Annotated in this window: 18 protein-coding genes; 6 read left to right on the forward strand and 12 right to left on the reverse strand. The window is 64.5% G+C overall.

The window, feature by feature from the left end:
- Positions 1 to 364: 364 nt before the first annotated feature.
- A complete protein-coding gene (locus VKR55_RS31110; RefSeq protein WP_324409229.1) occupies positions 365 to 2,908 on the reverse strand; it encodes a TIGR02302 family protein in 2,544 nt (847 codons plus the stop codon).
- Positions 2,909 to 3,288: 380 nt separating this feature from the next.
- Here VKR55_RS31110 and VKR55_RS31115 point away from each other — a divergent pair, with 380 nt between their 5' ends.
- Entirely contained in the window at positions 3,289 to 4,194 is a 906-nt protein-coding gene (locus VKR55_RS31115) for an NAD(P)-dependent oxidoreductase (protein WP_324409230.1), read from the forward strand.
- A 301-nt stretch (positions 4,195 to 4,495) separates the two neighbouring features.
- Here VKR55_RS31115 and lysA read toward each other — a convergent pair whose 3' ends face one another.
- The 3 genes from lysA to argH all read right to left on the reverse strand — a co-directional run bounded on the left by lysA (position 4,496) and on the right by argH (position 7,555).
- Complete coding sequence (gene lysA / locus VKR55_RS31120; RefSeq protein ID WP_324409231.1) at positions 4,496 to 5,761, reverse strand: diaminopimelate decarboxylase; 1,266 nt, start codon at positions 5,759 to 5,761, stop codon at positions 4,496 to 4,498.
- A gap of 16 nt (positions 5,762 to 5,777) precedes the next feature.
- On the reverse strand, positions 5,778 to 6,065 hold the full coding sequence (gene lptM / locus VKR55_RS31125) for an LPS translocon maturation chaperone LptM (RefSeq protein ID WP_324409232.1): 288 nt from the start codon (positions 6,063 to 6,065) through the stop codon (positions 5,778 to 5,780).
- Positions 6,066 to 6,163: 98 nt separating this feature from the next.
- Positions 6,164 to 7,555 (reverse strand): argininosuccinate lyase, encoded by a 1,392-nt coding sequence (gene argH, locus VKR55_RS31130; protein WP_324409233.1) that lies wholly within the window; start codon positions 7,553 to 7,555, stop codon positions 6,164 to 6,166.
- A gap of 101 nt (positions 7,556 to 7,656) precedes the next feature.
- Here argH and tlpA point away from each other — a divergent pair, with 101 nt between their 5' ends.
- Positions 7,657 to 8,340 (forward strand): thiol:disulfide interchange protein TlpA, encoded by a 684-nt coding sequence (gene tlpA, locus VKR55_RS31135; RefSeq protein WP_324409234.1) that lies wholly within the window; start codon positions 7,657 to 7,659, stop codon positions 8,338 to 8,340.
- 100 nt (positions 8,341 to 8,440) lie between these two features.
- Here tlpA and VKR55_RS31140 read toward each other — a convergent pair whose 3' ends face one another.
- Positions 8,441 to 8,632, reverse strand: a complete 192-nt coding sequence (locus tag VKR55_RS31140) for a putative motility protein (protein ID WP_414642503.1) — start codon at positions 8,630 to 8,632, stop codon at positions 8,441 to 8,443.
- 71 nt (positions 8,633 to 8,703) lie between these two features.
- Here VKR55_RS31140 and VKR55_RS31145 point away from each other — a divergent pair, with 71 nt between their 5' ends.
- The gene (locus VKR55_RS31145) at positions 8,704 to 9,123 is read left to right on the forward strand and encodes a VOC family protein (RefSeq protein ID WP_324409236.1); all 420 of its coding nucleotides are present in this window, start codon (positions 8,704 to 8,706) and stop codon (positions 9,121 to 9,123) included.
- 3 nt (positions 9,124 to 9,126) lie between these two features.
- On the opposite strand, the gene VKR55_RS31150 is transcribed toward VKR55_RS31145, so the two are convergent.
- The 5 genes from VKR55_RS31150 to VKR55_RS31170 all read right to left on the reverse strand — a co-directional run bounded on the left by VKR55_RS31150 (position 9,127) and on the right by VKR55_RS31170 (position 12,859).
- Positions 9,127 to 10,005, reverse strand: coding sequence for a 3-hydroxybutyryl-CoA dehydrogenase (locus VKR55_RS31150; RefSeq protein ID WP_324409237.1), 879 nt, complete (start codon positions 10,003 to 10,005; stop codon positions 9,127 to 9,129).
- A 153-nt stretch (positions 10,006 to 10,158) separates the two neighbouring features.
- A complete protein-coding gene (locus tag VKR55_RS31155; protein ID WP_324409238.1) occupies positions 10,159 to 11,112 on the reverse strand; it encodes an electron transfer flavoprotein subunit alpha/FixB family protein in 954 nt (317 codons plus the stop codon).
- Positions 11,113 to 11,114: 2 nt separating this feature from the next.
- Entirely contained in the window at positions 11,115 to 11,864 is a 750-nt protein-coding gene (locus VKR55_RS31160) for an electron transfer flavoprotein subunit beta/FixA family protein (RefSeq protein ID WP_324409239.1), read from the reverse strand.
- Positions 11,865 to 11,992: 128 nt separating this feature from the next.
- Positions 11,993 to 12,565, reverse strand: coding sequence for a cob(I)yrinic acid a,c-diamide adenosyltransferase (locus tag VKR55_RS31165; protein WP_324409240.1), 573 nt, complete (start codon positions 12,563 to 12,565; stop codon positions 11,993 to 11,995).
- Between the two features lie 99 nt (positions 12,566 to 12,664).
- Complete coding sequence (locus tag VKR55_RS31170) at positions 12,665 to 12,859, reverse strand: twin transmembrane helix small protein (RefSeq protein ID WP_324409241.1); 195 nt, start codon at positions 12,857 to 12,859, stop codon at positions 12,665 to 12,667.
- Between the two features lie 128 nt (positions 12,860 to 12,987).
- Here VKR55_RS31170 and VKR55_RS31175 point away from each other — a divergent pair, with 128 nt between their 5' ends.
- Positions 12,988 to 13,881, forward strand: a complete 894-nt coding sequence (locus VKR55_RS31175) for a YihY/virulence factor BrkB family protein (RefSeq protein WP_324409242.1) — start codon at positions 12,988 to 12,990, stop codon at positions 13,879 to 13,881.
- On the opposite strand, the gene VKR55_RS31180 is transcribed toward VKR55_RS31175, so the two are convergent.
- Complete coding sequence (locus VKR55_RS31180; RefSeq protein ID WP_324409243.1) at positions 13,808 to 15,061, reverse strand: ATP-binding protein; 1,254 nt, start codon at positions 15,059 to 15,061, stop codon at positions 13,808 to 13,810. The two genes, VKR55_RS31175 and VKR55_RS31180, sit on opposite strands and share 74 nt — an antisense overlap.
- Before the next feature lie 87 nt (positions 15,062 to 15,148).
- Entirely contained in the window at positions 15,149 to 16,018 is an 870-nt protein-coding gene (gene gluQRS, locus VKR55_RS31185; RefSeq protein WP_324409268.1) for a tRNA glutamyl-Q(34) synthetase GluQRS, read from the reverse strand.
- A gap of 176 nt (positions 16,019 to 16,194) precedes the next feature.
- On the opposite strand from gluQRS, the gene VKR55_RS31190 reads away from it, so the two are divergent.
- Positions 16,195 to 16,995, forward strand: a complete 801-nt coding sequence (locus VKR55_RS31190) for a DNA-3-methyladenine glycosylase family protein (RefSeq protein ID WP_324409244.1) — start codon at positions 16,195 to 16,197, stop codon at positions 16,993 to 16,995.
- Positions 16,996 to 17,182: 187 nt separating this feature from the next.
- The gene (locus VKR55_RS31195; protein WP_324409245.1) at positions 17,183 to 18,937 is read left to right on the forward strand and encodes a flavin-containing monooxygenase; all 1,755 of its coding nucleotides are present in this window, start codon (positions 17,183 to 17,185) and stop codon (positions 18,935 to 18,937) included.
- Positions 18,938 to 18,965: the final 28 nt, after the last annotated feature.

Raw genomic sequence — 18,965 nt, forward strand, 5'->3', positions numbered from 1 at the left:
GAATTACTGTATTGTGGTGGCGCATGGCGGGATCTTCCTTGTGTGTCTCGAACATTTGGCGATGCTCAAGACCGCAGAAGAATCCACGCCATGCGCCATGTCCACCAAAATTAAACCGGACAGCCGTGGGCTTGACCCGGCCATCCATCAAAAAAGCATCTTGCGAAGGTGATGGATGCGCGGGTCAAGCCCGCGCATGACGATTAGTTGTAGGGTGGGCAAAGCGAAGCGTGCCCACCAGTCAGAACCGACGGAAATGAGAAAGGCGGTGGGCACGGCGCAAGTGCGCCTTTGCCCACCCTACGATCTTCTCGTCACAAGCCCGCGCGTGACAATTGAAATGTGTGGAGGCCGCCCGCGCCCCTCAATAATTATTATTCTTCAACAGCCGCTCGATGTAGTCGAGCTCGACCTTCGGCCGCGACGGATCGGCGAGGCGCTTGCGCAGCTCTTCGAGGATGCGGCGGACCTTCTGCACGTCGATCTCGCCAGGGATCATCTTCGAGAGCTCGTCATATTCATGCGAGCGCAACGGCCTCCCTAAGGGATCGGTGCCGTTGGGTCCGGCCTGCTGCCGTCCCATCCGCTCGCCCTGGCCCTGGCCGTCCTGATCGCCCTGCTGCATGGCTTCCGCGAGCTTCTGGGCGCCTTTGCGCAGCGCTTCGAGCGCCTTGCCCTGCGCGTCCACCGCGCCGTCGGCATTGCCCTCACCGAGCTTGCTGCCGGCATCACCCATGGCGCTGTCGGCCTCACCCAGGCCGTTCTCGCCATCGTCACCCTTATCGGCACCCTGCTGATCCTGATCGCCCTTCTGGCCCGGGCCCATGCCCCGGCCGGCGAGGTCCTGCTGCAGCTTCTGCAGCCGGTCGCGCAGGCTCTGCTGGTCCTGCTGCAGGTCGCTCATGCTCTGGTCGCCCTGCTGCCGCTTGCCGCGCATGCGATCGCGCCGCGAATCCTGACCCTGCTTGAAGGTCTTGTCGCGCAGTTGCTGCTGCTTGCGGATCATGTCGTTCAGCTCGTTGAACATCTGATCCATGTCGCTGTCGCCGGGCTGCTGCTGCGCCATCTGCAGATTTTCAAGCATCTCCTGGAGCTGCTCCAGCAAGGCCTGCGCACCTTCCTTGTCGCCCTGGCGCGACAGCCGCTCCATGCGTTCGATCAGGTTGTCGAGATCCTGCTGGCGCAGGATCTTGGTGTTCTGATCGAGCGGACGGGCGAGCTGCTGCGGATTGTTGCGGAACTGCTGGGCGAGCTCGCGCAGATAATTGTCCAGCGCCGCGCGCAGGTCCTGGGTCAGCTTCTTGATCTCCTCCTCGCTGGCGCCGCGTTCCAGCGCCTGCTTCAAGGCGTCCTGTGCCGCGCGCAACGCCTTGTCGACGTCGCTGATGTTGCCGTCCTCGATGGTGACCGCGAGCCCCCAGAGGCTAGCGACCACGCTGCGCAGATCATCGTCGGTGCGGGCGGCCGCGAGCTGGTGCGTGACGTTGTGGAGGCCGAGATACTGGCCGGCCTCCGGCGTGAACATCTCCGGCGCGATCATCAGCGCATCGAGCGCGGTGGAAACCTCGGAGCTCTTGTTGGCGTCGAGCGCGAGGATGCGGCGCTGCTCGATCAGCGCGCGCGCCAACGGCTTGGTGAACAGCCGCTCCGGCAGGCGCATGTTGAAAGCCTCGCTCTTGCCCTCGTTGCCTGCCTCGTCCTTCGCCGTCAGCGTCAGCGTGACATCGGCCCCGGCGTAGGGATCTTCGCTGAGGTCCTTCACGGTCTGGCCGATGCCGTTGCGGGTTCGCGCGTTCGGCAGCACCAGCGGAAATTTTGGCGGCGTGAACAGCGGGCGCGTCGACGGCCCGTTTTGCGCGGCATCAGCCGGGTGCGCCGTGAACTGGGCGTGCGCTTCGGTCACGCCGTAATCATCCTCGATCTTGTAGGCCAACTGCAGCGAGCCGCGCGCCTGCCGCTGCGGCTCCTTGGCGAGCGAGATCGTCGGCGGACGGTCGGGGACAGCGCTGAACTTCCATTGCGGCTGACCGCTTGGTGCGCGCACATGCACGGTGCCGTCGCCTGCAATGGTGAAGTGCTTCTCGTTGGTGCCCTTGGGAGCCTGCTCGGCCGGCGCGGTCTCGGTGACCCCGCCGCCTGCAATCACATCGAGCGTGCCGCCGCTCGAGCGCACGATCAGCGTCGAACCCACAGGAACCGGCAACTGGCCCGAGACCGGCAGCACGGCAGCTTCCTTGTTCGCGGCCGAGAGGATGATTGGCGGCTTGCCGGTATAGGCCGGCGGGTTCACCCAGGCATCGACGCGGATGGTGGTCGGGGTCAGCACGCCTTCCCAATCGAAGGCGGAGGCGACGCGCAGCATGCGCTCGTCGCCGGCGGCAACATACGCAGCAACCAGCATGACCGCGACGAGGCCGCGCAGTGCCCAGGGATCGTACAGCCGCAGCCGCGGCGACGGCAGGCCGGCGCGAATGCGTTTCAGCGAGGCCAGCGTGCGCTCGCGCTGCGCCTGCCATAGCGCCAGCGCGACCGGATCCTGCGTGGAGAGCGTGTCGGTGAGCGTGGTCGCCGGGCGATGGGCGATACCGGAGCCGCGATCAAGCCGGCTCAACCCCTGGTCGCGGCTCGGCCAGCGAAACCACACCAGCGGCAGCACCGCGGCCAATGCCAGCAGCACGAACAGCACAAGCCCGATTGCGCGCGCGATCGCAGGCACCGCGAGCCACAGGCCGGCCCACGACACCACCAGGAACAGTCCGATCACGGTCAGGAGTCGCGCCAGGTGCGGCCAGGCGCGTTCCCACGCGATTGCATATTTGGCCCGCTGCAGGGCCTGCGTCAGCTTCAACCGGGCGAGGGCTTCCGTCGTGCGCTGCGGCTCGGTCGGGTCAGGGGTCACGCCGTTCATCGAGTCTCCAGTAACCGCAAATCACCCTAACACAATGGCGTCAGCGAGGCATCCGTTCCAGCACGGTATACCGCCCGTTTTGCGCATGACACGAAGGCGTGACCGGGCGCAGCCGATACCGTAAGTTCCGCCCGCCATTCCACAGGAAAGCGACCCGTCGTCGTCCCGGGCAAGCCAACGGGTCCGCGCAAAGCGCGGCCCGATGACAGACTCAGCGCGACCCGGGACCCATAACCACAGGCGGTCGTGTTGCGGAGACCCGGAGTGCCGACCTGGCGCAACAACAGTCGCCTGTGGCCATGGGTCCCCGCTTTCGCGGGGACGACATCGAGTGTGTGGCGCGCGACTTCGCCGACAACAGACGAACGGAAGGAATAAATATGGACATCGGATTTATCGGGCTTGGCAAGATGGGCCTGCCCATGGCGCGCCGACTGATCGAGGTGAAACATCAGCTGATCGTATTCGACACCCGCCAGGAGGCGATCGACCAATTGGTGAAACTCGGGGCGCAAGCCGCAACCTCGCCGAAGGATGTCGCCGACCGCACCGAGACAGTGATGGCGAGCCTGCCCTCGCTCAAGGCTTCGCTGGAGGTTGCGACCGGCAAGGACGGCGTGATCGAGGGCAAAAAGGTCAAGCGCTTCGTCGATCTCTCGACCGTCGGCTCGCAAATGGCGGTGAAGATCCACGACATCCTGCAAAAGCGCAACATCGTGCAGATCGACAGCCCCGTCTCCGGCGGCGTCACCGGCGCCGAGAAGGGGACGCTGGCGGTGATGGTGTCAGGCCCGAAGGCGGATTACGAGGCCGTCAAGCCGGCGCTCGATGTCATCGGCAAGGTGTTTTTGATCTCGACCAAGCCGGGTGCGGGCCAGACCATGAAGCTTGCGAATAATTTCCTGTCGGCCACCGCGATGGTCGCAACCTCGGAAGCTGTCGTGATGGGCGTGAAATCCGGCCTCGATCCGAAGGTGATGATCGACGTGATCAACGCGGGCTCGGGCATGAACACCGCAAGCCGCGACAAGTTTCCGCGCTCGGTCTTGCCGCGCAGTTTCGATTTCGGCTTCGCTACCGGGTTGATGGTGAAAGACGTGCGACTCGCGGTCGAGGAGATGCGCTCGCTCGGGCTATCGATGGAAGTCGCGGAAGCCGTCGGGCGCCTGTGGGAAGCCGTGATCCGCGACCAGGGACCGGAGTCCGATTTCACCGCCGCAATCAAGCCGATCGAGAAAGCCGCCGGCGTCGTGGTCGGCGGCAAGGGCGGCGTGATGGGGAAATAACGTTAGGCCATTCTTTTTCCGCTGTCGTCCCGGGCAAGCGAGCATAGCGAGCGCGACCCGGGACCCATAACCACAAGAAGTTGTGGTTTCGCCAGCTCTTGCCTCGTCATTGCGAGGAGCCAACGGGTCCGCGCGAACGCGCGGCCCGATGACAGGCTCCGCGACGAAGCAATCCACACCGCTACCGCTGCGGCAGTATGGATTGCTTCGCTTCGCTCGCAATGACGACAACGTCGCCCTGGGGTTATGGGTCCCCGCTTTCGCGGGGACGACACCGGTTAGGTGGCCACGACGGTGGCCATCACAACCACGGCGCGGGCTTGTCCATCGCAATCAGCGCGTCGACGTCGAGGCGCGGGCGCACGACCGCGTATTGATCGTCCCTGACCAGCACTTCCGGGACCAGTGGCCGCGTGTTGTAGGTGCCGGCTTGCACCGCACCATAGGCGCCGGCGGTCATGATGGCGAGGAGATCGCCCGCCTTCGGCTCCGGCAACGTGAGGTCGAGCGCGAGATAATCGCCGGTCTCGCAGACCGGGCCGACCACGTCGGCGACGATGGTGCGCGCGTCCTTGCCGGCCTGCCTCACCGGCAGGATGTCGTGATGGGCTTCATAGAGCGTCGGCCGGATCAGGTCGTTCATCGCCGCATCAATGATGACGAAGTTCTTGCCGTCACCCTGCTTCACATAGATCACCTGGCTGACGAGGATGCCGGCATTGCCGACGATCATCCGCCCCGGCTCGAACATCAGCGTGCAGCCGAGATTATGCGTGACGCGCTTGACCATCACGGCATAGGCGTCGGGCGCGGGCGGCGCCTCGCGATCCATGTAGTAGGGAATGCCGAGGCCGCCGCCGAAATCGATATGCGCAATGTCGTGGCCGTCGGTGCGCAAGGTCTGCACAAACTCGGCGAGGATGCGAAAGGCGGTTTCCATCCGCGCCAGATCGGTGATCTGGCTGCCGATATGCATATCGGTACCGATCACCTTGATGCCCGGCAGTTTTGCGGCGCGGGCATAGACCTCACGGGCGTGCACGATCGGAATGCCGAACTTGTTCTCGGACTTGCCGGTCGAAATCTTGGCGTGGGTGCCCGCATCGACGTCCGGGTTGACGCGCACCGAGATGCGCGCAACGCGGCCGGTCTCGACCGCAAGCCTCGAGAGCAGCTCGAGTTCGGGCTCGGATTCGACATTGATACAGAAGATGTCGGCGGCGAGCGCGGCACGCAGCTCAGCCTCGGTCTTGCCGACGCCGGAGAACAGGATTTTTTGCGCCGGAAAGCCGGCGGCGAGCGCCCGCTTCAATTCACCGCCCGACACGACATCGGCGCCGGCCCCAAGCTTCGCCAGCGTGCGCAGCACCGACTGGTTGGAGTTGGCCTTCATGGCGTAACACACCATGACCTTCTCGCCGGCGAAGGCCTCGCTGAAGACGCGGTAATGCCGCTCCAGCGTCGCTGTGGAGTAGCAATAGAAGGGAGTGCCGACCGCCTGCGCCAGATCAGACAGGTTGACCGCCTCGGCGTGCAGCACGCCGTTGCGATAGTCGAAGTGGTTCATGGCGGGGCCGGATGTCTTATTTGGTGTCGGGTCGATTATCGAGGAGCGGGTCGAGGATGAACGACCGCTTGGCGCCTTTGGGCGCGGTCGGCGGCGCATCGGTGCCGTAGCTCGAATTGAACACGCTCGGCTGCTTCGCCGCCTCGCCCTCGGTATCGGTCGGCGCGACGGCGGGATTCGCTCCGCTGGCCGATGGCGGCAAATCGAGTCCACCCTTGCGGCCGCAGCCGGCAAGCGACAACGCGACCACGCTCAAGAGAATGACGGCCCACGCGGAAGCGGTCGGACGCAAGTGATTGTTCACGACGAAATCCCCAAATCGGGCCGCACCATACAAAGAATGCCCTGCCATGGCGAGAGCAACATGACCGTGAAATTGCAGCGAAATTCGTATCCGCAACCTTATTTTCGCTGCTTTTCGAGACGCTTTGCCCACCCTTTCGCCTGCGTGGCCACGTTCCTGGGCGCCGTGCCGCCAAAGCTGGTGCGGCTTTTGACGGAAGCCTCGACCGAAAGCACCTTCAGCGCATCGGCTGTCATCTTCGGCTCGATTTCCTGCATCGCCTTCAGCGGCAATTCATGCAGCGCGACGCCCTGCTTTGCGGCCAGCGCGACGATGCGCCCGGTGACGTGGTGGGCGTCGCGGAACGGCATTTTGAGCGTCCGCACCAACCAGTCGGCGAGATCGGTCGCGGTGGCGTAGCCGTCGCCGGCAGCCGCCTTCATCCGCGCCTCGTCCGGCACGAGATCGGAGACCATGCCGGTCATGGCGCGGATTGCGAGCGACAGCGCGGCAAACGCCTCCAATGCGCCCTGCTTGTCCTCCTGCATGTCCTTTTGATAGGCGAGCGGCAGGCCCTTCATCACGATCAGCAGCGCGGTCAGCGCCCCGATCACCCGGCCCGTCTTGGCGCGCACGAGCTCTGCCGCATCCGGATTGCGCTTCTGCGGCATGATGGAGGAGCCGGTGGTAAACTTGTCGCTTAACCGCACGAGGCCGACCAGCGGCGAGGTCCAGACCACGATCTCTTCCGCTAAGCGCGACAGATGGACGGCGCAAATCGCCGCCGCCGACAACGTCTCCAGCACGAAGTCGCGGTCGGAGACCGCGTCGAGCGAATTGGCCATCGGGCGGTCGAAGCCGAGTGCTTTCGCGGTGGCGTTGCGATCGATCGGAAACGACGTGCCGGCGAGCGCGGCGGCGCCGAGCGGCGATTCGTTCAGCCGCTTGCGCGCATCGGCAAAGCGGCCGCGGTCGCGCGCGGCCATCTCGACATAGGCTAGCAGATGATGGCCGAAGGTGACGGGCTGCGCGGTCTGCAGGTGAGTGAAACCCGGCATCACGGTCGCGGCATGCTCGGTCGCGCGTGCCACAAGCGCGCGCTGGAAATCGGCCAGCGCGGCATCGGTTTGATCGATGGTGTCGCGGACATAGAGGCGGAAGTCGGTCGCGATCTGGTCGTTGCGCGAGCGCGCGGTGTGCAGCCGTCCCGCGGCCGGCCCGATCAGCTCGGAAAGCCTGGACTCGACGTTCATATGGATATCTTCGAGCGCGCGCTTGAAGTCGAACGCGCCCTTGCTGATCTCACCGAGGATCGTATCGAGGCCCTTGCCGATGTTTTTGGCGTCGGAAGCCGTGATGATGCCCTGCTCGGCCAGCATCGCCGCATGCGCCTTGGAAGCCGCGATGTCCTGGGCATAGAGGTGCCGATCCACGTCGATGGAGACGTTGATCTCCTCCATGATCGCATCCGGGCGCTCGGAAAACCGGCCGCCCCACATCTGGTTGCTCATCGCTGTCCCGTCGTTCACATCCGCGCGCGCAAGCGCCGCGCACCCTTTGCCGGCTCCGCCCGGCGTAATATAGGCCCCTCCATAACCGTATCTGGACCAGGATGACAAACGATATGCCCGAACCCCCCTTACCGCGCCCGACCGCCACGCGGCGGATTCCGATCGTCGTCGGTGCGGTCGTGATCGGTGGGCTGATCGGCTATGCCGGCGTGGCCGGGCTTGGCGGGCTGAATACGGGCGGCGATCCCGCGTGCCGGGCGGCGGTCGATACCGCCAAGCGCATCGCGCCGCTGGCGCATGGCGAGGTCGCCGCGCTGACCATGGCCTCGAAGCCCTTGAAGCTGCCGGATCTCGCCTTCGCGGACGCCGACGGCAAGCCGAAGAAGCTGTCGGATTGGCACGGCAAGACCGTGCTGGTGAACCTCTGGGCCACGTGGTGCGTGCCTTGCCGCCGGGAAATGCCGGCGCTGGATCGGCTGCAAACCAGGCTCGAGGGCCCCAATTTTGAGGTGGTGGCGATCAATATCGACACCCGCGACCCCGAAAAGCCGAAGAACTTCCTGAAACAGGCCAACCTGACCCGGCTGGGTTATTATAACGACGAGAAAGCCAAGGTTTTCCAGGATCTTAAGTCGATCGGCCGGGCGCTGGGGATGCCGACCTCGGTGCTGGTGGACGGCCAGGGCTGTGAGATCGCGACCATCGCGGGACCGGCCGAATGGGATAGCGACGACGCCGTGAAGCTGATCGAGGCCGCCGTGAAGCCGTCCGCGGCCGGATTTTAGTCTTTGATTGTCATTCCGGGGCGCGCGTCAGCGCGAACCCGGAATCTCGAGATTCCGGGTCTGATCCTTCGGACCATCCCGGAATGACAACGGAGCCAAGTTAAGCCGAAATATTCAGGTTGCTGCCGATACCGGGGCCGACATTGCCGAGTGAAAGCGTCTGCTGGGCGGCGCCAAGCAGGGTTTCGACCGCTGATTTCTGGGCATTGAGGTCGGATTTCAGCGCCGAGGTCGCGACCTGCGACTGCAGTGCCGCCGTCTGATTCATCAGCACCGCCGCCACCAAGCTCATATCCATACGCGAGCACCCCGAAGGTCCTGCGAGGCACCCTAGGGGAGGAAGGTTAACGAGGGGTATTGCAGATGAAAGTCCTCAACATTCTCGTCCGGCGCTGTTTGCCGCTCGACCGGTTCGACGCCGCGGTCAGCTTCCATGAAGAGCTGATCGGCCAGAAGGCCCGACTCCGTTTCGATTACCCGGCCTACCAGCTCAAGCTCGCGCAGGTGGCTTCCATTCTGTTCATTGCCGGCACGGAAGAAAGCCTCGCTCCGTTCGTCGACACCCACGCGACCTTCATGGTCGATGATCTGCAAGCCTACGCGAACCACCTGCCGACGATCGGCGTCGAAATTCTGAGGCCACCGAAGGTCGTGCCGACCGGCTGGAACATGCTCGCGCGGCATCCGGACGGGTCGCTGATCGAATACGTCGAGCACCGGGATAAGCACCCCGCCGATCAGCTTCCTGATGTTCCCTATCCCGAACGAAGGATTGGCAGCTGACCCCTACCGGGTCGGCACCGGCTTGGGGCCGCGGTAGTCGTAAAAGCCGCGCTGGGTTTTGCGCCCGAGCCATCCGGCCTCGACATATTTCACGAGCAACGGGCACGGCCGGTACTTCGAGTCGGCCAGGCCCTCATGCAGCACCTGCATGATCGACAGGCAGGTGTCGAGGCCTATGAAATCGGCAAGCTCGAGCGGCCCCATCGGATGATGGGCCCCGAGCTTCATCGCCGCGTCGATCGCCTCGACATTACCGACACCCTCATAGAGCGTGTAGATCGCCTCGTTGATCATGGGCAGCAGGATGCGGTTGACGATAAAGGCCGGGAAATCCTCCGACACCGCGATCTGCTTGCCGAGCTTGCCGACGAACTCTTTCGCCGCCTCGAAGGTGGAATCGTCGGTGGCAATGCCGCGGATCAGCTCCACGAGTTCCATCAGCGGAACCGGATTCATGAAGTGAATGCCGATGAAGCGTTCGGGACGGTCGGTGGTGGCGGCAAGGCGCGTGATCGAGATCGACGAGGTGTTGGAGGCGACCAGCGCCTCGGGCTTCAGCACGGCGCAGAGATCGTGGAAGATCTTGCGCTTGACCTCTTCCTTCTCGGTCGCGGTCTCGATGACGAGGTCGCAATCGGAAAGCCCATCCAGCGTCTCGCTCAATGCGATGTGGCCCAGCGCCCCGGCCTTCGCGTCCTCGGTGATGACCTTCTTGGCGACCTGCCGCGACAGATTGCCGTTGATGGTTGCCATGCCGGATTTCAGGCGGTCGGCGGCGACATCGTTGAGGACCACGTCGAAGCCCGCCAATGCCGCAACATGCGCGATGCCGTTGCCCATCTGGCCCGAGCCGATCACGCCGATCTTCTTGATCATCGCCATTCTGTCATCCACCGGAACGGCGCGCATATCGCGCCTGCCCTTCAGTCCTTTTGACGCGTTTTCGCGCGAAAAGGTACCCCCTTCGCCCGAAAACGCTCCGAATATAGCAAGAAATACCGGCCGGGAGTGCCCCATCCGGCCGGTGTCTGGTCCTCACTTTCCGAGCTTGCCGAGCGCTTCCGTCAGTTCGGGAACCGCCTGATAGAGATCGGCGACAAGGCCATAATCGGCGACCTGGAAGATCGGCGCGTCCTCATCCTTGTTGATCGCGACGATCACCTTGGAGTCCTTCATGCCGGCGAGATGCTGGATCGCACCGGAAATGCCGATCGCGACATAGAGCTCGGGCGCCACCACCTTGCCGGTCTGCCCGACCTGCCAGTCGTTCGGCGCGTAGCCCGCGTCGACCGCGGCGCGCGAGGCACCGACACCGGCTCCCAGCTTGTCGGCGAGCGGCTCGATATATTTGGCAAAGTTCTCGCGGCTCTGCATGGCGCGACCGCCGGAGACGATGATCTTGGCCGAGGTGAGCTCCGGACGGTCGCTTTTCGCAACCTCCTCGCCGACGAAACTGGAGAGGCCGGGATCGGCGGCAGATGCCGCACTCTCGATCGGCGCAGCGGGAGAACCCGCAGGCGTCGCCGCAAAGGTCGAGGTGCGCACCGTGATCACCTTTCTGGCGTCCTTCGACTTCACGGTCTGGATCGCGTTGCCGGCGTAGATCGGCCGCTCGTAGGTGTCGGGCGCGATCACCTTGATGATCTCCGAGACCTGCATGACGTCAAGCAGGGCCGCAACGCGCGGCATCACGTTCTTGAAGCGCGAAGTCGCCGGCGCGACGAAGGCGTCATAGGACGGTGCGAGCGCCACGATCAGCGCGGCCAGCGGCTCCGCAAGATCGTGCTCGTAAGCAGCACCCTCGGCGACCAGCACCTTCTTCACACCGTCCAGCTTCGCGGCCGCTTCGGCGGCAGCCTTGGTGCCCTGGCTGCCGCCGGCGACCAGGACATGCACGTCGGCGCCCAATTCCTTGGCAGCCGTCAGCGCCTTGTTGGTGACGTCCTTCAGGGTTTCGTGGTCGTGTTCGGCAATCAACAGCGTCGTCATTTTCAGAGAACCCCGGCTTCGTTCTTCAGCTTGGAGACCAATTCGGCGACGTCCTTGACCTTGACGCCGCCCTTGCGGCCGGGCGGTTCGGATGTCTTCAGCACTTCCAGATGCGGCGCGAGATCGACGCCGGTGTCGGCGGCGGTCTTCTCCGCAATCGGCTTCTTCTTCGCCTTCATGATGTTGGGAAGGGACGCATAGCGCGGCTCGTTCAGGCGAAGATCGGTGGTGACGATCGCCGGCCCCTTCAGCTTCACAGTCTGCAGGCCGCCATCGACTTCACGCGTGACCTTGAAATCGGAGCCATCGACCTCGAGCTTGGAGGCGAACGTCGCCTGCGACCAGCCGAGCAGCGCGGCCAGCATCTGACCGGTCTGGTTGCTATCGTCATCGATCGCCTGCTTACCCAGAATAATGAGACCGGGCTTTTCCTCGTCGGCCACGGCTTTCAGGATCTTCGCGACCGCCAACGGTTCGACATTGCCGTCGGCCTTCACGAGAATCCCACGGTCGGCACCCATGGCGAGCCCCGTGCGAATGGTCTCCGAGGCCTGCGCGGGCCCGATCGAGACCACCACGACCTCGGTTGCCTTGCCGGCTTCTTTCAGCCGCAACGCTTCCTCGACGGCGATTTCGTCAAACGGATTCATCGACATCTTGACGTTGGCGAGTTCTACGCCCGTCCCGTCGCTCTTGACGCGGACCTTGACGTTGTAGTCGACGACCCGCTTTACCGGCACCAGAACCTTCATCGATCCTCTTTCGCTTGAATTTGGGGGATTTGACTGCTTCGGCGCGGAACCTAGAGCGCCGGCCCACCCCGGTCAACGCGCGCCGAGGCCAAAAATTGGCCCCGCGGGCCAATCTTTGGCGGTTCACCCTAGCGGTTCTGGCCGGGCACCCAGAGCACGTCGTCGGCGCCATTATGGTTGGCCGCGCGGCTGGCGACGAACAAGAAGTCTGACAGACGATTCATGTATTGGATCGCCGCGTCGCTAACGGGCTCTTCCGGCTTGGCCGCGAGTTCCACCATCATCCGTTCCGCTCGGCGGCATACGGTGCGGGCCAGATGGAGGTACGCGGCGGCAGGCGTTCCGCCAGGCAAAACAAACGACGTCAGGGGCGACAGCTTTTCATTGAGCTTGTCGATGTGGTGCTCCAGTCGTTCGACCTGGCTCGACAAGACCCTCAAGCGTTCCGCCTTGCCTTCGCGTTGGGGTACGGCAAGGTCGGCGCCGAGATCGAACAGATCGTTCTGGATCATACCGAGCATGGCGTCGAGCTCGCGTGCGTCGTCAAGATGCACGCGCGCGACGCCGATCGCCGCATTGGTCTCGTCGACGGTCCCGTAAGCGGCGACGCGCAGATCATATTTCGGGCGGCGCTCGCCCGAGCCGAGCGCGGTGGTGCCGTCATCGCCGGTTCGCGTATAGATGCGATTGAGCACGACCATGTGTCCCTCCGCTCACTCTTTGGTTTGCGCATGATCCCTCGGGTCAAGCCCGAGGGCATGCTTTTCGGAAGACCGCTGCACACTTTTCCGGATCATGCGCTAGTGCGCCATCGCCCAGACCGCGAGCATGGTGATGCAGATTGCAATGAATTGCAGCAGCACGCGCAGCCGCATCAGCTGCTGCGACCGATTGGGCGAACCGCCCCGCATCATGTTGACAAGACCCATCAGCAGCACCAGCGCGACAGCGGCAAGCGCAATGGGGAGGATGAATTTGCTCAGGAAGGTACCCATGGCGCTACATAACACCGCACGCCGAGCTACGCCATCCGGGCCTGCCGTTTTGCGCCGACGATCTGGCCTTTTATATCATATTGTCAGATGCTAACCGGGTCGCATCCGTCGCTCGCGCAAGGTGAAATGTGAAGCCGATCCGCTACCTCTTTCACGTCAGCCTCGATGCGTTCTACACCTTCCTTGCCGACGACGGCTGGGCGATCGCGAGCCATATCGCCCTGTCGACATTGATGGCGCTGTTTCCATTCCTCATCGTGCTCACCTCGCTCGCCGGCTTTTTCGGCTCGAAGGAGCTCGCCGACCAGGCGGCTGCGCTGATATTGCAGACCTGGCCGCGGCAGGTCGCGGACACCATCTCGGGGCAAATCCACGAGGTACTGACCACGACCCGTACCGACGCGCTGACCGCAGGCCTTGTGCTTGCGGTCTATTTCGCTTCCAACGGCGTCGAGGCGCTGAGGGTTGCGCTCAACCGCGCCTATGCCGTGGTCGAGCCGAGGCGCTGGTACTGGCTGAGGCTGGAGTCGATCGGCTATACGCTGGTTGCCGCTTTCACGGCGCTGGCGATGGCATTCCTGATCGTGCTCGGCCCGCTGATCATCGAGGGGGTGCGGCGCTATCTTCCGGTGGTCGTGGAAGCCAATGAGAGCTTTCTCCATGTCGGGCGTTACAGCATCACCATCGTGGCGCTGATCGTGGCGCTGTTCATCCTGCACAAGTGGGTGCCGGCGGGTCGGCGCAGCTTCGTGCAGATCCTGCCCGGCATCGTCTTCACCATGGTGGCCTCGCTGATCTCGGGCATGATGTTCGGCCAGTATCTCGCCCGCTTCGCCGACCGCTACGTCACCATGTATGCGGGGCTCGCCTCGGTCATCATCGCGCTGGTGTTTTTGTATTTCATCGCCGCAATCTTCGTCTTTGGCGGCGAGCTCAACGCCGCGATCATCAAGTCGCGGCTGCCGCGCGGCGTGTCGCTTCAAGCAGCGCAGTCGCTAGCGCCCTCGGAGACACAGGCTTGAGCAGGAAGGCGTCGGCGCCCGCCGCGCGCGAACCTGCCTCGTCTTCGCCCCGGCCCGACACGCCGATGATGGCGATGCGTCCGAGCGGGGGCTCGAGCTCGCGGATGCGCCGGATCGCCTCGATGCCGTCGATCCCCGGCAGCACCATGTCCATCAGCACCGCGTCGAATGCGCCCTGCTCGATCCGTTCGATGGCCGCTTCGCCCCGGCCGATGAACTCCGCCTGATGGCCGAGCTCGGTCAGGATGGTGTTGAGCACGACGCGGCCGAACGGGTTGTCCTCGACGCCGAGGATGCGCAGCGGCGCCAACGGCTCGCGCACACCGGCGGCGCCCGCGCCGACGTCCGATGCTTCGCCCGCGTCCGCCGCCTCCAGTCGCACCGTCAGCGTGAAGGTGGTACCGCCGCCGCGGCGCGGCGCCACGGCGATATCGCCGCCCATCATGCGCGCAAGCTGCTTGACCGACGACAGGCCGAGCCCCGCCCCGCCATAGCGCGAGGCGATCGACACATTGGCCTGCGAGAATGGGCGGAACAGGCGCTTGATCTCCGGCAGCGTCAGCCCGATACCGCTGTCGGAGACGGCGAAGGTCACCGCCAATGTGTTCCTGTTGCCCTTGCCGCCGCGCTCGGGTGCGGCGACCAGCGCCACCGCGCCGGTTTCGGTGAATTTCACCGCATTGTCGATCAGGTTCTCCAGCGCCGCCCGCAGGCGGATGGGATCGCCCACCACGAGCGAAGGCAAATGGCGCGAGATGTCGATCTCGGCCTGCAGGCCCTTGGCGGCCGCGCGGCCCGCCAGCGAATCTCCGGCGCTGCGGGCGAGCGCGCGCAGGTCAAACAAATCCTCGCGGAGCGCGGTGGGCATGCTGTGGGACTTGGCGGCATCGACGAACAGCGTCGCCAGGTTCGCCAGATGCTCGGCGCCCGCCTTGATGGTGTCGACCCATCGCCGCTCGCGCTCGCCGAGCTCGGAGGTCGCGAGCAGATCAGAGATGGCGAGGATGCCGGTCAAGGGCGTGCGCACCTCATGGGCAAAGACGGCGAGCGCGGTTTCCACGACGCCGGTTGCAGCGACGCGCTTGTGCACCCTTGCCGCTCCAGCGTCGGACTTACGCTTCTTCGCCGGCCGCTTTTTCGGCGAGCGTTTCTTGCGCTGGTCGCGCGAACTAGCCGCCATGAGACTCCCGGCTCCCCCGCCTGCGCCACCATGGCATGGCGAGGCCGCCGGAGTCACGGCACCGTTTCGAACTTGCCACCAGGGATTTTACGGGAGTCCGATCCGACGACGCAGTTCGGCCGCACTCATGCCCGAAGCGCGCAATTCGCGCAGGCCTGTCGCGCCGGTCGATTTGGAGAGCTTGAGCCCCGCCTCATCGCGAATCAGCCGATGATGCCGGTAAGCAGGCTCGGCGAGGCCAAGCAGATGCTGCAGCAGCCGGTGCACGCTCGTGGCATGGAAAAGGTCCTCACCCCGCACCACCTCGGTCACTCCCTGTAAGGCGTCGTCGATCACGACCGAGAGGTGATAGCTGGTCGGCGTCTCCTTGCGCGCCAGCACGACGTCGCCCCAGGCGTGCGGGGCGGCCGCGATCCGGCCGGTTTTGCCGTTCGGCCCCTCGCCGCGCTCATGCCAGGAGAGATCGCGTGCGCGCGCGATCGCGGCCGTCATGTCGAGTCTCAGCGAATAAGGCGCGCCAGAATCGATCAAGCGTGCGCGTTCGGCGGCCGAGAGCCGCTTGGCGTTCCCTGGATAGAGCGGCGCGCCGTCGGGATCGCGCGGCCAGACGCCGTGCGCCTCGCGCTCTGCCACCAGTCTTGCGATCTCGGCGCGGCTTTCGAAGCTCGGATAGATCAGCCCCTGCTCCGCCAATCTCTCCACGGCCCGGCGATATTCATCGAGATGCTCGGACTGGCGTCGCACCGGAACCTCCCAGGCAAGCCCGAGCCAGGCGAGATCCTCGTAGATCGCGGCCTCGAATTCCGGCCTGCAGCGGGTCGGATCGATATCCTCGATGCGCAGCAGGAGTCGCCCGCCGCTCGCGCGTGCCATGTCGAAATTGAGCAGCGCCGAATAGGCATGACCGAGATGAAGCGGGCCGTTCGGGCTTGGGGCGAAACGGAGGACGGGGGGTATTGGCATCAGTTGTCATTGCCGGGCTTGACCCGGCAATCCATCCTTCAAGAGTCTGTTACGATATGAGATGGATGCGCGGGTCCCGTCTACGCCAAGGCTTCGCCGGGCTCCAGTGCCTGGCCGGCGAAGCTTCTTTGCGAAGACGGCAAGCCCGCGCATGACGACTGAGCCACGCAATGACCATCCACCTCAACACCCAGGACGACCTCGAGGAAGCCATCCAGGCGCTGGTCAAGCAGGACCCGCGCCTGAAGCCGATCCTGGAGCGCGTCGGCATGCCGAGTCTGCGGCGGCGCGAGCCCGGCTTCGTCGGGCTCGCCCATATCGTCTGCGGCCAGCAGCTCTCGACCGCAAGCGCCGGCGCGATCTGGGACCGCCTCTGCAAGGTGTTCGATCCGTTCGACCACGACGCCGTGCGCCGCGCGCGGACTGACCGGCTCGGACGGCTGGGACTCTCGGCCGCCAAGATCAAGACGCTGAAACTTATCGCGCGCGAGCTTGCGGCCGAGCGGCTGAACCTCGATGTGCTGGCCGAGGAGGACGCCGACGCCGCCCATCACACGCTGACCGCGCTGCACGGCATCGGCCCCTGGACCGCCGACGTCTACCTCCTGTTCTGCCTCGGCCACGGCGATGCCTGGCCGGCCGGCGACCTCGCCGTGCAGGAAGCGATCAAGATCGGACTGGACCTGAAGCTGCGGCCGACTGCAAAGGAGATGGCGCCGCTAGCCGAACCCTGGCGGCCGCTGCGCGGTGCTGCGGCACATCTATGGTGGAGCTTCTATCGCGCGATCAAGAAACGCGAAGGCGTGATCGCGCGCCAAGAAAACACCCAAGACAATACCGACGATAAAGCGAACGCAGTTTCAAACATTGTTGCTGTTGCAAAACGGCGCGTGGCAAGCGCAAAGATCGCGGCAGGCAAGAATCCGGGATCGAAACGTGCCAGCCGCCGATTTCATCGTCGCACGAAGTGATTGTCAGCACGCGCCGTCGAGGCCCACGGAGCAGGTCTGCCGCGACATCCTCGAGGGGACCTATTCCGCCTGATCAGGGCCACATGCTCTCATTGGCCGCTTAGCCAGCTTTCTGCGCGCGTCCGATGGGTATAGCCTTGGCTCTCGGGAGAGGCCGCGGAAAGCCGGCCGGCGAACGAGGTCGCGCATGCTCGACAAGACCGATGACATCTCGGTTTCCGCCGAAAACTGGCTGGTGCGGTTCGAAGCCGCTCTCGCTGACGCCGATGACGGGACGTTGAAGGCGCTGTTTCTCGCCGACAGCTATTGGCGCGACGTGCTGGCGCTCTCCTGGAACCTGCAGACGCTGAACGGCGCCGACGCGATCCTGAAAGAACTGCCCACGCTGGCCCGCCGCGCGTTGCCGAAAAACTTCCGGATCGACCCGGAGCGCGCTGCCCCGCGCCGGGTGATGCGCGCCGGCACCTCCTCGATCGAGGCGATCTTCAAGTTCGAGACCGAAATCGGTCGCGGCCACGGCATCCTGCGCCTGGTGGCGGATGCGAGCGACGGCAACCGGCCAAAGGCGTGGACGTTGTTCACCGCGCTCGAGGAACTGAAAGGCTTTGAGGAAGAGCAAGGGAGCACCCGGCCGCGCGGGCAGGCTTATTCACGCGATTTCCGCGGGCCCAACTGGCTCGATCAGCGCAAGGCTTCCGCGGACTATGCGGACCACGACCCGGCGGTGCTCGTGGTCGGCGGCGGACAGGCGGGATTGTCGATCGCCGCGCGGCTGAAGCAGCTCAAGATCGACACGCTGATCGTCGATCGATGGCCGCGCATCGGCGACAACTGGCGCCAGCGCTATCACGCGCTGACCCTGCACAACCAGGTGCACGTCAATCACTTGCCCTATATGCCGTTCCCGCCGAACTGGCCGGTCTATATCCCCAAGGACAAGCTCGCCAACTGGTTCGAGTCCTATGTCGACGCCATGGAGCTGAACTACTGGACCGGTACGGAGTTCATCAGCGGCGCCTATGACGAGAGCCGCGGCCGCTGGAACGTCGACCTGCGCCGCGGCGGCGCGATGCGCCATCTGCATCCGCGTCACATCGTGATGGCGACCGGCGTCAGTGGCATTCCGAATGTGCCGGATCTTCCTTCTCTGAAGAACTTCACCGGGAAAGTCGTGCATTCCAGCTGCTATGACGATGGCGAAAACTGGCACGGCAAGCGCGCGCTGGTGATCGGCACCGGCAATAGCGGACACGACATCGCGCAGGATCTCTATTCGAGCGGCGCTATGGTCACGCTGGTGCAGCGCTCGCCGACCCTGATCACCAACATCGAGCCGTCGGCGCAGCTCGCCTATGCCGCCTATAGCGAAGGCACGCTGGACGACAATGATCTGATCGCGACCTCGATGCCGCTCAGGCTCGCGCGCCGCAGCCACCAGATGATCACGGAGCAATCGAAGAAGCTCGACCAGCCCCTGCTCGACGGACTGGAGCGCATTGGTTTCAAGCTCGACTACGGCGATGACAACACCGGCTGGCAGTTCAAATACCTGTCCCGCGGCGGCGGCTATTACTTCAATGTCGGCTGCTCCGATCTCGTGGCGAGCGGCGCGATCAAACTGGCGCAGTTTTCCGACGTCGACGCTTTCGTCGCCGAAGGCGCGCGGATGAAGAACGGCGAGACGCTGCCGGCCGATCTCATCGTGCTTGCGACCGGCTACCGGCCGCAGGAAGAGCTGGTGCGCAACCTGTTCGGCGAAAACGTCACGAAACGCATCGGTCCGATCTGGGGCTTTGGCGACGGCCAGGAGCTGCGCAACATGTATGTGCGCACGAAGCAGCCCGGCCTCTATTTTATCGCCGGCAGCCTCGCGCAATGCCGCATCAACTCGCGCTATCTCGCACTGCAGATCAAGGCGATCGCGGAAGGACTGATACAGTAACAGCCGTCATTCCGGGGCTCGCGAAGCG

It is taken from the genome of Bradyrhizobium sp. (genome assembly GCF_035309285.1).
Lineage (GTDB): Bacteria > Pseudomonadota > Alphaproteobacteria > Rhizobiales > Xanthobacteraceae > Bradyrhizobium.

Coding starts and splice junctions, on each gene's coding strand:
- VKR55_RS31110 (WP_324409229.1), bottom strand. CDS start 2,908: ATGAACGGCGTGACCCCTGACCCGACCGAGCCGCAGCGCACGACGGAA.
- VKR55_RS31115 (WP_324409230.1), top strand. CDS start 3,289: ATGGACATCGGATTTATCGGGCTTGGCAAGATGGGCCTGCCCATGGCG.
- lysA (WP_324409231.1), bottom strand. CDS start 5,761: ATGAACCACTTCGACTATCGCAACGGCGTGCTGCACGCCGAGGCGGTC.
- argH (WP_324409233.1), bottom strand. CDS start 7,555: ATGAGCAACCAGATGTGGGGCGGCCGGTTTTCCGAGCGCCCGGATGCG.
- tlpA (WP_324409234.1), top strand. CDS start 7,657: ATGACAAACGATATGCCCGAACCCCCCTTACCGCGCCCGACCGCCACG.
- VKR55_RS31140 (WP_414642503.1), bottom strand. CDS start 8,632: ATGAGCTTGGTGGCGGCGGTGCTGATGAATCAGACGGCGGCACTGCAG.
- VKR55_RS31145 (WP_324409236.1), top strand. CDS start 8,704: ATGAAAGTCCTCAACATTCTCGTCCGGCGCTGTTTGCCGCTCGACCGG.
- VKR55_RS31150 (WP_324409237.1), bottom strand. CDS start 10,005: ATGGCGATGATCAAGAAGATCGGCGTGATCGGCTCGGGCCAGATGGGC.
- VKR55_RS31155 (WP_324409238.1), bottom strand. CDS start 11,112: ATGACGACGCTGTTGATTGCCGAACACGACCACGAAACCCTGAAGGAC.
- VKR55_RS31160 (WP_324409239.1), bottom strand. CDS start 11,864: ATGAAGGTTCTGGTGCCGGTAAAGCGGGTCGTCGACTACAACGTCAAG.
- VKR55_RS31165 (WP_324409240.1), bottom strand. CDS start 12,565: ATGGTCGTGCTCAATCGCATCTATACGCGAACCGGCGATGACGGCACC.
- VKR55_RS31170 (WP_324409241.1), bottom strand. CDS start 12,859: ATGGGTACCTTCCTGAGCAAATTCATCCTCCCCATTGCGCTTGCCGCT.
- VKR55_RS31180 (WP_324409243.1), bottom strand. CDS start 15,061: ATGGCGGCTAGTTCGCGCGACCAGCGCAAGAAACGCTCGCCGAAAAAG.
- VKR55_RS31190 (WP_324409244.1), top strand. CDS start 16,195: ATGACCATCCACCTCAACACCCAGGACGACCTCGAGGAAGCCATCCAG.
- VKR55_RS31195 (WP_324409245.1), top strand. CDS start 17,183: ATGCTCGACAAGACCGATGACATCTCGGTTTCCGCCGAAAACTGGCTG.